The following is a 16,282-nucleotide window of genomic DNA, read 5'->3' on the forward strand; positions in this document are numbered from 1 at the left end:
GGCGTCGGCGCGGCGAATGAGCCGAAAGCAAGGCGGTCGCGACGGTGCTCCGAGCCCCGCCGCGACCGCCCCCCGACTCTCAGCTGTCGCAGCTCGTCCGGCCCTCCCACCAGCGGCAGGCCTGCGCCGCGAAGCCGCCGTCCGCGACGACCGGTACGGAGAGGGTGTCGTCGCCCCGGACGACGTGCGGGGTGCGGACGAGACCTGACGGGCCGTCCGTGACCGTCTCCACCAGCCAGCGGCCCACGCCCAGCCGCATCGGTACGTCCACGGTCTGTGCCGCGCCCGCGAACGTACCGCCGATGAACCACCGGCCGTCGGGCGCCTGCCGGGCGAGGACCGCGGAGCGTCCGGGGTCCCCGGTCAGCAGCCGGGTCCGCTCCCAGCGCGCGGGCAGCTGCTCCAGGTAGCGGCGGGCCTCGGGGCGGGCGTCGTACGACTCGGGCGTCCCGGCGAGGTTCTGGATGCCGGACTCGTAGAGGACCGTCAGGCCCAACTCACCCGCGTCGGAGGCCACGTTGGGCCGGTACGGGCGGTGGAAGGCGCCCGGGGTGAAGTCCATCGAGCCGATGACGTTGCGGGTGAAGGGCAGGGCAGCGAGGTGCTCGGCGGTGTTGGTGCGCTTCTCCTCGCCGCCGATGCCCTCCAGGGTCATCACGTGCGGCCACGTGCGCTGCATGCCCTTCGGGATGGTCGAGCCGTGGAAGTTGACCATCAGGTGGTGGCGGGCGGTGGCCTCCAGGACGTCGTCGTACCAGCGCATGCGCTCCTGGGACTCCGAGTCCATAAGGTCGATCTTGACGCCCTTCACGCCCCAGCGCTCCAGCGTGGACAGCCACTTCTCGCGCTCGACGGGGTCGGTGAGCAGGGTGTAGTGGAGCCAGACCTGGATCTCGACGCCCTTTTGCGCCGCGTACCGCACCAGCTCCGGCATCCAGTTGTTCGTCTGCCAGTCGGGGTCGATGACGTCCCACTCGCCGGGCTTGTAGTACCAGCCCGCGTCCACGACCTCGTACGGCCAGCCGCGCTCGGCCGCGTAGTCGACGTACTTCTTCTGTGCCTGAAGGCTCTGCCCGGCCTCCTTGCCGCCCGCGAGCCAGGTCCACAGGGCCGGACCGGGCTTGATCCAGGAGGTGTCGCGGATGCGCGACGGCGGTGCCAGGTCGTCGACGAAGGTGGACTCGGTGACGGTCGCCAGGTCGCCGGTGATGACCGCCCGCCAGGGGGTGGTGGGCCCGGAGCCGTCGGGCACCTGGACGGGTTCGTCGTTCCACAGGGCCACCTGGTACGTCGAGGAGCCCTCCTCGTGCGTCAGGTGGGCGCCCGCGTAGCTGCCGCGCACGTCCGACTCGGCGATCAGGGCCTGTCCCCCGGGGGTGTTGAAGAGGGCCTGCATCATGTACGGGCCCGTCGGCGGTGCCGTCGCCGACGCGTACCGGGAGAAGAGCAGCTCGTTGTCGGCGCGGTACTTGCCGATGACCGCCTCCGTGCCCGCGGGCAGCGTGAACGCGGAGGCCTCGCGCAGGACGTCGCCCTCGTCGCGGGGGAGGACGTAGCGGTAGGCGACGCCGTCCCGGGCCACCCGGGTCACCAGGTCGACGCGGGCGCCGTCCGCCGTACGGAACCGGAAGCGGGACTCGGCCATACGGACGACGCGCCGCTCCGACTTGCCCGACGTGCTGGTGTAACTCCCGGCCACGGTGCGGTCGGTGCGACCGGCGAAGCTCAGCTCCTTGGAGAAGTCGGCCCGCTCGGTCACCAGGCCGACCGGCGAGGGTTCGAGAACCGTACGGTCGCCGCGTCTGACGGCGAGGGTGGGCCGGCCGTCGGCCGGGTCGAGCGCCACGACGGCGGTGGGGGAGCCGGGCGGCCCCGCCACCTCCCAGGACCGTCCCGGTGCCGTGGGGTCGGCGTGGGCGGGTGGCATCGCCGCCGCGGTGGCGAGGAGCGCGGAACAGAGCGTCAACACGACGGTGCGCGGCCTTAAACGGGCCGGTATGGCGGGCATGCGGCTCTCCCTGTCGCAGTCATCCGATGACTGTGAGAGTGAAGGCGCCCTATGAGGCTGTCAAGAAGTCATGCAGGCATATACATCGGATAACTGCCGAGAGGTGTGCGGTGTGATCCACTGCACTGTCTCAGATAGTAGGAAGGCCAAGTAATTGTGGAGACAAGCGCCCCCTCGTCGCTTACTTTTGTAGAAGCCGAACGTCTCGCTCGACCCAGCGAATGGCGGTCGTGAGCCGGAGCCCGAAGGCAGGCAACCCCTGCGGCACCGCTCCCCGCCCCATCCGGCGTCTGTCTCGTAACCCCTCTTTCCGCACTCCCGGATGCCCTCGAAGGAGTCGATCCCTCATGGCCGAGACGACCGCCCGCCGCCGAGTCCGCCGCATGACCCGTACGAGCGAGTCCGACCGCAAGAACGCCGCCGCGGCGCTCCAGCGCGCCCTCGACCGCAGGGACAACGGCGGAGCGACCGGACACTGACACCGAGCGGGATCACCCCGCCGACCGGGAGCCGCGCCGCACCTCGAAGTGGTCGATGCGCTCGCCCTTGTGGGTGAGCGCCGACACCTTGAGCCGGGCGGGCGTGGTGCCCGTACCGGTCTCCACTTCCACCGAGAGGAAGGAGTACCCGGTGTAGCGCACACGCGACCACTCCACCGTCTCGTCCTTCCGCTTCCGCGACCTGGTCCAGAGGTAGGAGTCGATGGACTCGCGTTCCCTGACGTGCCCCTCGTAGCTGTCCTTGATGTCCGGGTCGAAGCCGTAGAGGGTCTTGCCGCCGCCGCCCGCGGTGACGTAGACGATTCCGTCCCGCGCCGGATCCGCCGACGCGCCGATCGGTACCGGCTTGCCGACCTCGCCGTTCTTGATGGCGTCGGTCCGCTCGTACGCGTGGTTGTGCCCGTTGATCACCAGGTCCACCTGGTGCTCGACGAACAGCGGCAGCCACTCGGCGCGCAGACCGCCGTCGGACGCGTGCTTCGACGTCGAGTACACGCAGTGGTGGAAGAAGACGACGATGAAATCGACCGAGTCCTCCGCCCGCAACTCCTTCAGCGTCCGGTTCAGCCACGCCGTCTGCTTGCCGTCCGTGTAGCCGAAGTTGGCGGGAATCTCGTACGAGACGTCGTTCGCGTCCAGGGCCACCACGCCGACATTGCCGTACGTGAACGCGTACACGCCCGGCGCCTTCCGCGGATCGAAGCCGCTCTCGGGGAGTGAGAAGCGGGCCAGTTGCCCGCCGTACCCGTCCGGCGAGTACCAGGCCTCCATGTCGTGGTTGCCCGTCGTCACCATCCACGGCACCGACTTCGCCACCGGCTCGGTCTGCTTGAGGAACGCGTCCCACGTCGACGGGTCGAACAGGTCCGACTTCTCGCCATGACCGCTGGTGTCCGCGTAGCAGATGTCGCCCGCGTGCAGATGGAAGGCCGGGCCCTGACGCAGCAGCACCTTGTCGTTGGCGATCGCCTCCTGACTGACGCCCTGGTCACCGAAGGCGGTGAAGACAAACCTCTCCGGGCTCGCGGGCGCCGTACGGAACGAGGCGATGGTCGACCTGTGGCGCGGCGAGGCCGGGTCGAAGCCGTCGTGGCCGACGCCGTAGTAGTACGTCGTGCCGGGCAGCAGGCCGTCCAGGGCCGCGTGCACGTAGTACTGCTCGTACCCCGGGCGTCCCCCGAACTCCGGCGTGACCAGATCGCGGACCTCGGCCTCGATCTTCCGGCTCAGGTCGTCCGGCCGGGAGCCCACACGGACGAACGGCTTCCTGACCGCGAACGGCACCTGCCAGGAGATCCGCATCTGCGTCTTCGGGTCGGCGCCGAAGGAGAGATGGCGCCCGAAGGGGGCGACGGCGGAACCGTGCACCCGGTCCGCGGCGGACGCGGACGACCGCTCCGCCATCGGCGTCCGCGACCCCGAACAGCCGGTCAGCAGCCCGCCGGCCACCACGCCCGCGGTCACCAGCGTGCTCCGCCGGGACAGTCTCTTGCGCAGGTACTCGTGCTGTTCCGCCATGCTCATACGGCTCGCGAGCCGCTCTGGAATGCCGAAGTCCGGTGTCTGCATGGTCGAGAACTTCCCAGCAACACCCAACTCAGGGCAAACACCGAGGTGAACGGCAGTCAACGGAATGGCCTAACGGTGACACGATGAGGTCCATATCGCGGACACCCCGTGTCATTCCATGGGACAAGGAGTACGGTGCCGTCATGTCTCGCAGCATCCATCTCGCAGTGATCCCCGGTGACGGCATCGGCCAGGAAGTCGTGGCCCAGGGGCTCAAGGTCCTCTCCGCCGTCCTCCCGCAGGATGTGAAGCTGGAGACCAAGGAGTACGACTTCGGCGCCAGGCGCTACCACGCCACCGGTGAGACCCTCACCGACGCCGACCTCGACGCACTCAAGCAGCACGACGCCATCCTGCTCGGCGCGATCGGCGACCCGTCGGTGCCGTCCGGCGTCCTGGAGCGCGGCTTCCTGCTCAAGCTCCGCTTCGCCTTCGACCACCACGTCAACCTGCGGCCGAGCAAGCTGCTCCCCGGCGTCGCCACCCCGCTCGCCGGCCAGCCCGAGATCGACTTCATCGTGGTCCGCGAGGGCACCGAGGGCCCGTACACCGGCAACGGCGGCACCATCCGCAAGGGCACCCCCCACGAGGTCGCCACCGAGGTCTCCGTCAACACGGCCTTCGGAGTCGAGCGCGTGGTCCGGGACGCCTTCGCCCGCGCGCAGGCCCGCCCGCGCAAGAAGCTGGCGCTGATCCACAAGAACAACGTGCTGACGTTCGCCGGCCACCTGTGGACCGACGTCTTCAACCGGGTGGCCGAGGAGTACCCCGAGGTCACCACCGAGTACATGCACGTCGACGCGGCGACGATCTACCTCGTCACCCAGCCCGAGCGCTTCGACGTGATCGTCACCGACAACCTCTTCGGTGACATCATCACGGACCTCGCCGCGGCCGTCTCCGGCGGCATCGGCGTGGCCGCCTCCGGCAACATCAACCCGAGCGGCGCGTTCCCGTCCATGTTCGAGCCCGTCCACGGCTCGGCGCCGGACATCGCGGGCCAGGGCAAGGCCGACCCGTCGGCCACCGTCCTGTCCGTCGCGCTCCTGCTGCGTCACCTCGGCTACGAGGCCGAGGCCGCCCGCATCGAGGACGCCGTCGCCGCCGACCTCGCCGAGCGCGTGGGCAAGCCCGCCCGCTCCACCGACGAGATCGGCGACGCGCTCGCCGTACGAGTAGCCGGCTGACCCGCCGCCGCTCACACTTCTGGAGCAAGCCGCCGGGTCGCACCCCTAGCGCCCGGCGGCTTTCCTGTGCCCTCGCCGGGTGCCACCATCAATTCCCTGGGCCATCCCAAGGGCCGCATTCACTCCGTTCCTTCCCTGGTCGCCCGCTTGCGATAATCGAACGCGGAGCCGCCCAGCGGGGGAATGCTCGGACGTCCTAGCACTGGTCCTCCAGAGCCGTACCGATGCGCGCCCGTCACACACAACCGGTGAAGGACAACGACACATGACGACGCCCACGATCGAACTCAAGCCCTCGGCCAACCCGCTCTCCGACACCGAGCGCGAGGCGATTCTGGCCAACCCCGGGTTCGGCCGCCACTTCACCGACCACATGGTGACGATCAAGTGGACCGAGGGCCGCGGCTGGCACGACGGCCAGCTCGTCCCGTACGCCCCGATCTCCCTCGACCCGGCCACGATGGTCCTGCACTACGCCCAGGAGATCTTCGAGGGACTCAAGGCCTACCGCCAGCCCGACGGCTCCGTCGCCACCTTCCGTCCCGAGATGAACGCCCGGCGCTTCCAGCGCTCCGCCCACCGCATCGGCATGCCCGAGCTGCCGGTCGAGACGTTCATCGAGGCCTGCGACGCCCTGGTCCGGCAGGACAAGGCGTGGGTGCCCGCGCACGGCGGCGAGGAGTCCCTGTACCTGCGCCCGTTCATGATCGCCACCGAGGTCGGACTGGGCGTGCGGCCCGCGGGCGAGTACCTGTTCCTCGTGATCGCCTCCCCGGCGGGCGCGTACTTCCCGGGCGGCGTCAAGCCGGTCTCCATCTGGCTCTCCGAGGACCACGTCCGCGCCGTCCCCGGCGGCATGGGCGACGCCAAGACGGGCGGCAACTACGCGGCCTCCCTGCTCGCCCAGGCCGAGGCCGCCGAGAAGGGCTGCGACCAGGTCTGCTACCTCGACGCGGTCGAGCACAAGTGGATCGAGGAACTCGGCGGCATGAACCTGTACTTCGTGTACGGGGACCGGATCGTCACGCCCTCGCTGACCGGCTCGATCCTGGAGGGCGTCACCCGCGACTCGCTCCTCACCGTCGCCCGCGACCTCGGCTACACCGCCGAGGAGGGCCGCGTCTCCATCGACCAGTGGCAGCGCGACGCCGAGAACGGCACGCTGACGGAGGTCTTCGCCTGCGGCACCGCCGCGGTCATCACCCCCGTCGGCACGGTCAAGCGCACGGCCGCCGAGTGGCAGCAGGCGGGCGGGGAACCCGGCGAGGTCACCCTCAGGCTCCGCGAGGCGCTGCTCGACATCCAGCGCGGCAGGGTCGAGGACGCCCACGGCTGGATGCACGGGCTCGGCTGATCCCGGCCTGGCCGCTGACCCCCACCGGTGGCCGTCAGGGCCGCCCCGGACTCCAGGTCCGCGGCGGCTCTGACGCGTACTCGGGTGTCGTCGTACGGCCGCCGTGGCTCGCGGACACCTGATCAGCCGTCCGAGTTGTACGTAAACGAGCGCATTGACCCGGGGCTGAGCGGTGCCCTTGGATCCCGGTGAGCCCTCGGCGCGCAGGGCCGGGGGAGAAGACACCTTGGCGATCCGGACCGCAACGACCGGGACCGCAAGGGCCGGACCGCCGAGGTGATGAGAAACCACGGGGGAACCACCATGCACTGGACCAAGCACCTGACGGCCGCCGTCGTAACTGTCACCGCCGCCGCAGCACTCACCGGACCCGCGGCGAACGCCGCACCCGGGGCCCCACACACCGAAGCCGTCAGCGTCACACCGGAAGGGAAGGCGGGCGACGGTCCGTCCGGCCCGGCCGTGATCAGCCGCAACGGCCGCTATACGGCCTTCACCTCGGAGGCCCACGACCTGCTGCCCGGCGCCCCGAACGGCGGCATGTTCGTACGCGACCTGCGCACCGGAAAGCTCCGCTGGGCCGGATACGGGGAAGGGGTGTCGATCAGCGGGGACGTGGTGTCGATCAGCGACAACGGGCGCCGCCTCGTCTTCGTCTCGGCCGGCGACGTGTGGCTGCGCGACCTGCGCACGGGCCGGAACACGGCGTTCGGCATCCAGACCCCAGAGGGATTCACCGGGGAGCCCCGTGCGGTCTCGGTGAGCCCGAACGGCCGCTACGCGGTCTTCACGCTCCAGGAGATCGACGAGGGCAACGTGACGGCAGCTGGAACGTGTTCGTGCACGACGTCGCCACGGGCGTCAACCAGCGCCTCCACGCCGCCCACAGCGGACCCCGGGCCGCACTCACCCGCAACGCCGCGGTGAGCGCCGACGGCCGGTACGTCACGTTCAGGTCGGAGGTCCAGGGGCCCGGCAGCCGCTACGGCTCGGAGTGGCCCGTCTACGTGCGGGACATGAAGAAGGGCACCACCACCCTGGTCACCCCCGACACCACCGGCGGCACCGCCACGGCCGAGGTCCTCCCGGGCCGGATCGCCGACGGCGCCCGCCGCATCGTGTTCCGGTCCAGCGATCCGGAGCTGATCCCGGCCGGCGACACCAACGACGGCGCCGACGTGTTCGTACGCCACCTGCGCTGATCAGCGCAGTGCTCGCATCCTGAGACGGACGGTGAGCGCGGGGGTGGGTTGTGCCAGAATGCCCCCGTGCTCTCGTTCGCCATGATTATTGGCAGCAGGCGCGCCGGTCCGCAGTGACCGCCACGTACGACCACGTACGGGCGGACACCGTCGTCCTCGACCCGCGCGCAGACCTCTCGCACCCGCGAGAGGTTTTTCGTTTTCCTGGCCCACCACCAGCCGGGAGGAGAGCGCGAGGGATCCTCGGGGGATGGCGGAACCGGTCATTCCGGTAGACCGAGATCCAGTACAGGAGCCGAACCATGACCGAAACCAGTGAGCTCGACGATTCCTTCCACGTCTTCGACACCACCCTGCGCGACGGCGCGCAGCGTGAGGGCATCAACCTCACCGTCGCGGACAAGCTGGCCATCGCACGGCACCTGGACGACTTCGGCGTGGGCTTCATCGAGGGCGGCTGGCCCGGCGCCAACCCGCGCGACACCGAGTTCTTCGCCCGCGCCCAGCAGGAGATCGACTTCCGTCACGCGCAGCTCGTCGCCTTCGGCGCGACCCGCCGCGCGGGCGGCAAGGCGAGCGAGGACCCGCAGGTCAAGGCGCTGCTCGACTCCGGCGCTCCCGTCATCACCCTGGTCGCCAAGGCCCACGACCGGCATGTGGAACTGGCCCTGCGCACCACGCTGGAGGAGAACCTGGAGATGGTGCGGGACACCGTCTCCCACCTCCGCTCCCAGGGCCGCCGGGTCTTCGTCGACTGCGAGCACTTCTTCGACGGCTACCGCGCGAACCCCGAGTACGCGAAGGAGGTCGTCCGTACGGCCTCGCAGGCCGGCGCCGACGTGGTCGTCCTGTGCGACACCAACGGCGGCATGCTCCCCGCCCAGGTCCAGGCCGTCGTCGCCACCGTCCTCGCCGACACCGGTGCCCGCCTCGGCATCCACGCCCAGGACGACACGGGCTGCGCCGTGGCGAACACGCTGGCCGCGGTGGACGCGGGCGCGACCCACGTACAGTGCACGGCCAACGGCTACGGCGAGCGCGTCGGCAACTCCAACCTCTTCCCGGTCGTCGCGGCGCTGGAGCTGAAGTACGGCAAGAAGGTCCTCCCCGAGGGCCGGCTGCGCGAGATGACGCGGATCTCGCACGCGATCGCCGAGGTCGTGAACCTCACGCCCTCCACGCACCAGCCGTACGTGGGCGTCTCGGCCTTCGCGCACAAGGCCGGACTGCACGCGTCCGCCATCAAGGTCGACCCGGACCTGTACCAGCACATCGCCCCCGAACTGGTCGGCAACACCATGCGCATGCTGGTCTCCGACATGGCCGGACGCGCCTCCGTCGAGCTCAAGGGCAAGGAACTCGGCATCGACCTGGGCGGCGACCGCGAGCTGGTCGGCCGGGTCGTGGGGCGGATCAAGGAGCGCGAGCTGGCCGGCTACTCGTACGAGGCCGCGGACGCCTCGTTCGAACTCCTGCTCCGCGAGGAGGTGGCGGGCCATCCTCTGCGCTACTTCCGCACCGAGTCCTGGCGCGCCATCGTCGAGGACCGCCCCGACGGCAGTCACGCCAACGAGGCCACGGTCAAGCTGTGGGCCAAGAGCGAGCGCATCGTCGCCACCGCCGAGGGCAACGGCCCGGTGAACGCCCTCGACCGTGCCCTCCGGGTCGCCCTGGAGAAGATCTACCCGCAGCTCGCCAAGCTCGATCTCGTCGACTACAAGGTCCGCATCCTCGAAGGCAAGCACGGCACGAACTCCACGACCCGGGTGCTCATCTCCACGTCCGACGGCACGGGCGAGTGGTCCACCGTGGGCGTCGCCGACAACGTGATCGCCGCGTCCTGGCAGGCCCTGGAGGACGCGTACACCTACGGCCTGCTGCGGGCCGGGGTGGAGCCGGCGGAGTAACCCCCACCGACCTCATGAGCCGGGCTCCCCGGGCTGAGCGCCCAGTCCCGGGGAGCCCGGTCGGTCCGAGGCGACGGGAGTTCGACGACAGGGGGATACACCTGTTCGACGACAGGGCAGTACGCCCTAGAACCCTCCGCCGAAGTCCCCGCCGCCCCCGAAGTCGCCCCCCGAGAAGTCCCCGCCGCCGAAGCCGCCGGAGAAGTCGTCGCTGTTGAAGTCCGCGCCCGAGACGTCTCCGCCCTCGTAGCCGCCGGTGCCGAAGTCGCCGTAGCCGGCGCCGTACATGGCGGCGTACGACGGGCCGGCCATCAGGTTGCCCAGCACGGTGCCGATGAGCAGGCCCGGCAGGATGCCGCCGCCGAAGTAGCCGCCCGCCCAGGGACCGTAGGCCGGGCCCGCGTCCCAGTAGGGGCGGCGGCCCGACGCCGTGTCCACCTCGCGGACCATCGGGGCCCGGCCGTCGGCCAGCCGTGCCTGGTCGGCCGCGCAGACCGGGACCTCACGGGGGGCGCCGCCGTCGGGGGTCCAGGTCGCGTCGGCCACCGACGGGCCGTGCCGCGGGTCGAAGAAGCAGGGCGCGCGGCGTTCGGGCAGCGGGCGCCCCTCACGGCGCGCGGCCAGCAGGGCGAGCGAGAACCGGCCGTCCTCCAGGGTCCGGGTGACCCCGCGCACCTCCTCGGGGCGCTGGGCCGCGGCCATCAGCGACTTCGCCTCCTCGTAGGCGTCCAGCCCCCGCTCGTAGTCCGCGCGCATGGCGTCGTCCGCGCCCGCCTCCGCCGGGTGGAAGTCGAGGCGGTCGAGTTCCTCACCGAAGGCGGTGATGTCCTCGTCGACCACGACCCGCAGCTTCTCCAGCGCCGCACGCCGCTCCTCCTCCTGCCTGCGGCGGCCCAGGCGGACCAGTGCGTACGCGCCCACGCCGCCCGCCGCGAGGACCGCGCCGATCGTGGCCAGGGACCCCGTGCCCATGGCCGGGCCGCCGCCGCTCCCGCTCCAGGAGGAGGGCGCCGAACCGCCGACGTTGCTGCGCAACGCGTCGTCGACGAAGTCGTTGAGCTGGGCCTTGGCGTCACCCGCGCCGCGGACCGCGGTGGCGAGGTTGCCCACCGCCTGCCGGCTCAGCACGCTGCTGTCGGCCCGCGCGTCGAAGCGGTCACCGAGGCGGATGCCGTACAGACCGGTGATGCCCGTCTCCGTGCGGAGGTCCGCGAAGAGGTTCCGGGTCGGGTAGCCCTTCGGCAGGACCGCCACGAAGATCGGCTTGTCCGCGTCCCTGATCTTCTTGGCGAGCGCTTCGGCGTCCGACCCGGACAGTTGCCCGGTGGCCGCCGGATCGACGTAGACGGGACCTTTGCGCAGGGCCCTGGCGATGTCGGACACGCCGGTGGCCGCGTGCGCGTGGGGCACACCGACCGCGAGCACTGCCAGCGCCGCGACGAGCGGCGCCATCAGCAGGCGCAGAAGACCGCGGGCGACGGCAGCGTTCATAGTGTCGAAGCTACCGCGCACCCGGTTGAGCCGCGCCCCGGCGCACGCCCCCGCGTAGCCAGCCAGCCAGCATGGTTCAGCCCGCGTTCCTGATCGCGGAGATGTCGAAGACCAGCTTGATCTTGTCGGAGACGAGGACGCCGCCGGTCTCCAGGGCCGCGTTCCAGGTGAGGCCCCACTCGGAGCGGAGGATCTCGGCCCTGCCCTCGAAGCCGACGCGCTCGTTGCCGAACGGGTCCTTGGCGGAGCCGTTGAACTCCAGGTCGATGGTGAGGGGCTTGGTCGTGCCGAGGATGGTGAGGTCACCGGTGATGCGGTAGTCGTCGCCGCCGAGGGCCTCCGCCTTGGTGGAGCGGAACGCCATCGTCGGGAACTCCTCGGTCTTGAAGAAGTCCGCGCTCTTGAGGTGACCGTCGCGGTCGGCCGAGCCCGTGTCGATGCTGTCCATCTTGACGTCGATCGAGGCGGTGGACCGCGCCGGGTCCGCGCCGTCCAGGTGCAGCGACCCCGAGAAGTCCAGGAAGCCGCCCTTGACGTTGGTGACCATGGCGTGGCGGGCCACGAAGCCGATGGTCGAGTGGGCCGGGTCGATCGTGTACTCGCCGGTCAGCGCCGCGAGGTCGGGATTCACGGCCGTGCCGGGCGCGGTGGCGGTGGTGGTGGTCTCGGTGGTGTCGCTCTTGCGGCCGAAGATGCCCATGAGGTGCTCCTTGGGAGGCGGGTCGCGGTTTCGCCGGGAAGCCGCGGTCAAGGTGGTTGAACGTTTGACGACCTCAACAGGGCCCACGGTAGACCTATTCCGTTCGGCTTTCAACTTCTTGGGGGCGTATGTGTCTGGGGCCTATGTGTCGGGAGTGACGGCAACGGTTCCAAGGTGACGGAAGAGGTGGTACGGGCAGAACATGACCCTCAAGCGCCGCACCCTCCTGCTCACGGCCGCTCTGACGGCCACCGCCACCGCCGCGTCCTCCGGGCACGCTGCCCCCGCCCGCAACGTCGCCGCCGACGACGAGTACGACACCCTCCGGCGCCGCTGGCTCGACATCGCCCTGGGCACCGGCTACGACCCGGCCGCCGAGCCCTACGCGACCCGGCTGAGAGAGACCGGCGACCGCGCCCGCGCCTTCCGGGCCGCGATGGCACCCACGGCCACCTCCCTCTGGCCCGGCCATCCCTTCGACCCGCCCTCCGGCATCACCCGGAGCTACAGCCGCCTGTGGACGATGACGCAGGCGTACGTGCAGCAGGGCAGCGGCCTCACCGGCGACGAGGGGCTGCTCGCGGACATCCGGCGCGGTGTCGACCACCTCTCCGCGACGGTCTACCACCCGTCCACCACGCCGTACGGCAACTGGTGGGAGTGGCAGATCGGCAGCCCCCGCCTCCTGACGGACATCGTGGCCGCCCTCCACGACCACCTGACCGACGACCGGCGAGCCGCCGCGTGCGCGGCCGTCGACCACTTCATCCCCGACTCCCTGCTCCGCGACTACTCAGGCACCTCCACCGGAGCCAACCGCGTCGACCTCTGCCGCTCCGTCGCCCTCCGGGGTGTCCTCGGCCGCGCCCCCGAGAAGATCGCGCTGGCGCGGGACGCCCTCTCCCCGGTCTTCCCGTACGTCACGCAAGGGGACGGCCTGTACGCGGACGGCTCGTTCGTCCAGCACACCTGGGTGGCGTACTCGGGAACGTACGGGCAGGTACTGCTCGACGGCCTCGGGCGGCTCTTCACGCTGCTCGCCGGGTCGAGCTGGGAGGTGACCGACCCGAACAGACAGATCGTCCTGGACAGCGTCGAACGCGCCTACGCGCCCCTCGTCCATGACGGTCTGGTCATGGACAGCGTCAACGGCCGTGCCATCAGCCGCGGGTACCTCAAGGGCGACGACCGGCACGTGATGCGCGGCGACCACTTCCACGGGCAGGCGCTCATCGCCGCGATGGCCCTGCTGGCGGAGGGCGCCAGTGCCCCCGAGCGCGACCGCTGGTACGGGCGCATCAAGGGCTGGATCGAACGGGACACGGTGACGCCGATCCTCACGGCCCCCCAGTTCGAGGTCGCCGACCTGGCCCGCCTGCACGCGGTCGCGCGATCCGCCGTGCCGCCCGCGACCGACCCCGTCGGCCACCACCTCTTCGCCGCCATGGACCGCGCCGTCCACCGCCGCCCCGGCTTCGTCGCGAACATCGCCATGGCCTCCGAACGGATCGCGCACTACGAGTGCGGCAACGGCGAAAACCCGCGCGGCTGGCACACGGGCGCCGGGATGACGCTCTGGTGGCCTGAGGGACTCGACCGGTCCGACCGGTCCGACCGGTCCGACCGGTCCGATCAGTACACAGACTGGTTCTGGCCCACCGTCGACTGGTACCGCCTGCCCGGCATCACGGTCTCCACCAAGCGCCTGGCCGACAAGGAGGGGGGAGAGTGGGGCGAGCCAAGGCCCGCGGCACGATGGGTCGGCGGGACCACGGACGGCACCTACGCGGCGATCGGCCAGCACCTCAAGGGTCTGGGCTCCACGCTCCAGGCCCGCAAGTCGTGGTTCTGCGTCGCGGACGCCGTCATCTGCCTCGGCGCCGGCATCACCTGCACCGACGGGGTGCCCGTCGAGACCGTGGTCGACAACCGGAACCTGGAGGAGGACGGCGAGCAGGAGTTCGTCGTACGGCGGGGCTGGGCCCACCTCGAAGGCCACGGCGGATGGGTGTTCCCGGACGGGGGCGCGCCGCGGACCCTCCGCGAGGAGCGCACGGGTGCCTGGTCCGACATCAACACCACGAGTACGAGTGAGCGGCGTACCCGGCGCTGGCAGACCCTCTGGCTGGACCACGGCACGGACCCGGCGGACGCGAGCTATCTGTACGTCCTCATGCCGGGAGCCTCCCGCCACCAGGTCGCCGCCCGCGCCGCCGACCGCCACTGGCTGTCCGTCCTCGCCAACGACGCACGCCGCCAGGCGGTCCACATCGGCTCCCTGGGCCTGACGGCCGCGAACTTCTGGGCTCCGGGCACCGCGGGCTCCCTCGCGGCCACCGCCCCCGCGAGTGTGCTGGTCCGCGGCCGGGGCCGTACCGCTACCCTCTGCGTGAGCGAACCGCCGCGGACCGGCGAGACCCTGGAGATCACCTGGGACCGGCCCGTACGACATGTCGTCCGCGCGGACCCGTCGGTCGAGACGCTGGAGGCGGGTGGCCGCCGTCTGCGTCTCCGTGTCACCCCGGGGGCGGTATGTGCGACCCATCGTTGTGAGGTGGTTCTCGGCTGACCGCTTTGTGTGACCCCCACAACGCGGAGGCGCTCTGAGCAGTCGGATTGGCTGTGCAAGGCGTTGGTTCTGTTCAGGGGCACCAGGAAAACGGGCCGGAGACTGTACGGAGTCGACGGCCCGCTTTTCTTGCCGGACTTCGTAAGGTCACTACATGACCGTTTTGGATGATGCGCCGAGTGAGCCGACCGACGCGCGCGGGCGTGTGGCCGAACTGCACGAGATCCGGGCGCAGGCGCTGGCCGGGCCCAGCGAGAAGGCGACCGCGGCGCAGCACGCCAAGGGGAAACTGACCGCGCGGGAGCGGATCGAGCTCCTGCTCGACCCGGGTTCGTTCAACGAGGTCGAGCAGTTGCGCCGGCACCGGGCGACCGGGTTCGGCCTGGAGGCCAAGAAGCCCTACACGGACGGTGTCATCACCGGGTGGGGCACGGTGGAGGGCCGGACGGTCTTCGTGTACGCGCACGACTTCCGTATCTTCGGCGGTGCGCTGGGCGAGGCCCACGCCACGAAGATCCACAAGATCATGGACATGGCCATCGCGGCCGGGGCGCCGCTGGTCTCCCTCAACGACGGCGCGGGCGCCCGGATCCAGGAGGGCGTCAGCGCCCTCGCCGGCTACGGCGGCATCTTCCAGCGCAACACCAAGGCGAGCGGTGTCATCCCGCAGATCTCCGTGATGCTGGGCCCGTGCGCGGGCGGTGCCGCGTACTCGCCTGCCCTGACGGACTTCGTGTTCATGGTCCGCGACACCTCGCAGATGTTCATCACCGGCCCGGACGTGGTCAAGGCGGTCACGGGCGAGGAGATCACCCAGAACGGCCTCGGCGGCGCGGACGTCCACGCCGAGACCTCCGGCGTCTGCCACTTCGCGTACGACGACGAGGAGACGTGCATCCACGAGGTGCGCTACCTGCTGTCGCTGCTCCCGCAGAACAACCGGGAGAACCCGCCGCGCGTGGAGTGCACGGACCCCGCCGAGCGGCGCTCCGACATCCTCCTCGACCTGGTCCCGGCGGACGGCAACCGCCCGTACGACATGGCCAAGGTCATCGAGGAACTCGTCGACGACGGGGACTACCTGGAGGTCCACGAGCGCTGGGCCCGCAACATCATCTGCGCCCTGGCCCGCCTGGACGGCCAGGTGGTGGGCATCGTCGCCAACCAGCCCCAGTCCCTGGCCGGGGTCCTGGACATCGAGGCATCGGAGAAAGCTGCGCGCTTTGTCCAGATGTGCGACGCTTTCAATATCCCGATCATCACGTTCCTGGACGTGCCCGGGTTCCTCCCGGGCGTCGACCAGGAGCACGGCGGAATCATCCGGCACGGCGCGAAGCTCCTCTACGCCTACTGCAACGCGACCGTGCCGAGGATCTCGCTGATCCTGCGCAAGGCCTACGGAGGTGCGTACATCGTCATGGACTCCCAGTCCATCGGTGCGGACCTCACGTACGCGTGGCCGACCAACGAGATCGCGGTGATGGGCGCGGAGGGCGCCGCCAACGTCATCTTCCGCCGGCAGATCGCCGAGGCCGAGGACCCCGAGGCGATGCGGGCACGCATGGTCAAGGAGTACAAGTCCGAGCTGATGCACCCGTACTACGCGGCCGAACGCGGCCTGGTCGACGACGTCATCGACCCCGCCGAAACCCGCGAGATCCTCATCCGCTCCCTGGCGATGCTCCACACCAAGCACGCCGACCTGCCCTCCCGCAAGCACGGCAACCCGCCGCAGTAGTCCTCCCGGTAACCCAGCGGATCCTTCGCGGTACTCCCGCGGAAACCTCATCCACGG

Annotated in this window: 12 protein-coding genes; 8 read left to right on the top strand and 4 right to left on the bottom strand. The window is 70.5% G+C overall.

The features are described 5' to 3' along the window. Positions 1-79: 79 nt before the first annotated feature. The gene (locus IE262_RS17550) at positions 80-2,008 is read right to left on the bottom strand and encodes a glycoside hydrolase family 97 catalytic domain-containing protein (protein WP_189874738.1); all 1,929 of its coding nucleotides are present in this window, start codon (positions 2,006-2,008) and stop codon (positions 80-82) included. A gap of 347 nt (positions 2,009-2,355) precedes the next feature. Between IE262_RS17550 and IE262_RS40195 the strand changes: the two genes are divergently transcribed. Beyond that, positions 2,356-2,487, top strand: a complete 132-nt coding sequence (locus tag IE262_RS40195) for a hypothetical protein (protein WP_134036311.1) — start codon at positions 2,356-2,358, stop codon at positions 2,485-2,487. A gap of 12 nt (positions 2,488-2,499) precedes the next feature. Here IE262_RS40195 and IE262_RS17555 read toward each other — a convergent pair whose 3' ends face one another. Further along, a complete protein-coding gene (locus IE262_RS17555; protein WP_189874741.1) occupies positions 2,500-4,077 on the bottom strand; it encodes a purple acid phosphatase family protein in 1,578 nt (525 codons plus the stop codon). Positions 4,078-4,220: 143 nt separating this feature from the next. On the opposite strand from IE262_RS17555, the gene IE262_RS17560 reads away from it, so the two are divergent. The 5 genes from IE262_RS17560 (at position 4,221) to cimA (ending at position 9,727) form a co-directional block, all read left to right on the top strand. After that, positions 4,221-5,264 carry a 3-isopropylmalate dehydrogenase gene (locus tag IE262_RS17560; RefSeq protein WP_189874743.1) on the top strand — a complete coding sequence of 348 codons (1,044 nt, stop codon included), beginning with the start codon at positions 4,221-4,223 and terminating at the stop codon, positions 5,262-5,264. 265 nt (positions 5,265-5,529) lie between these two features. Next, positions 5,530-6,618, top strand: coding sequence for a branched-chain amino acid aminotransferase (locus IE262_RS17565; RefSeq protein WP_134036319.1), 1,089 nt, complete (start codon positions 5,530-5,532; stop codon positions 6,616-6,618). Positions 6,619-6,921: 303 nt separating this feature from the next. Then, a complete protein-coding gene (locus tag IE262_RS17570) occupies positions 6,922-7,545 on the top strand; it encodes a WD40 repeat domain-containing protein (protein WP_229877310.1) in 624 nt (207 codons plus the stop codon). Continuing rightward, positions 7,542-7,820 (top strand): hypothetical protein, encoded by a 279-nt coding sequence (locus tag IE262_RS39485; protein WP_229877311.1) that lies wholly within the window; start codon positions 7,542-7,544, stop codon positions 7,818-7,820. Before IE262_RS17570 ends, IE262_RS39485 begins: the two co-directional genes overlap by 4 nt. A 302-nt stretch (positions 7,821-8,122) precedes the next feature. Beyond that, positions 8,123-9,727, top strand: a complete 1,605-nt coding sequence (gene cimA, locus IE262_RS17575; protein ID WP_189874745.1) for a citramalate synthase — start codon at positions 8,123-8,125, stop codon at positions 9,725-9,727. A gap of 126 nt (positions 9,728-9,853) precedes the next feature. Here the strand turns inward: cimA and IE262_RS17580 are convergent, their stop codons facing one another. Then, entirely contained in the window at positions 9,854-11,218 is a 1,365-nt protein-coding gene (locus tag IE262_RS17580) for a hypothetical protein (protein WP_189874747.1), read from the bottom strand. Positions 11,219-11,294: 76 nt separating this feature from the next. Further along, entirely contained in the window at positions 11,295-11,918 is a 624-nt protein-coding gene (locus IE262_RS17585; protein WP_189874749.1) for a YceI family protein, read from the bottom strand. A gap of 202 nt (positions 11,919-12,120) precedes the next feature. Between IE262_RS17585 and IE262_RS17590 the strand changes: the two genes are divergently transcribed. Both IE262_RS17590 and IE262_RS17595 read left to right on the top strand, forming a co-directional pair. Next, on the top strand, positions 12,121-14,487 hold the full coding sequence (locus tag IE262_RS17590; RefSeq protein WP_189874751.1) for a polysaccharide lyase 8 family protein: 2,367 nt from the start codon (positions 12,121-12,123) through the stop codon (positions 14,485-14,487). A 154-nt stretch (positions 14,488-14,641) separates the two neighbouring features. Beyond that, complete coding sequence (locus IE262_RS17595) at positions 14,642-16,225, top strand: acyl-CoA carboxylase subunit beta (protein WP_189874753.1); 1,584 nt, start codon at positions 14,642-14,644, stop codon at positions 16,223-16,225. The last annotated feature ends 57 nt before the right edge of the window (positions 16,226-16,282 follow it).

This window comes from Streptomyces bluensis (assembly GCF_014650715.1).
Classification (GTDB): domain Bacteria; phylum Actinomycetota; class Actinomycetes; order Streptomycetales; family Streptomycetaceae; genus Streptomyces; species Streptomyces bluensis.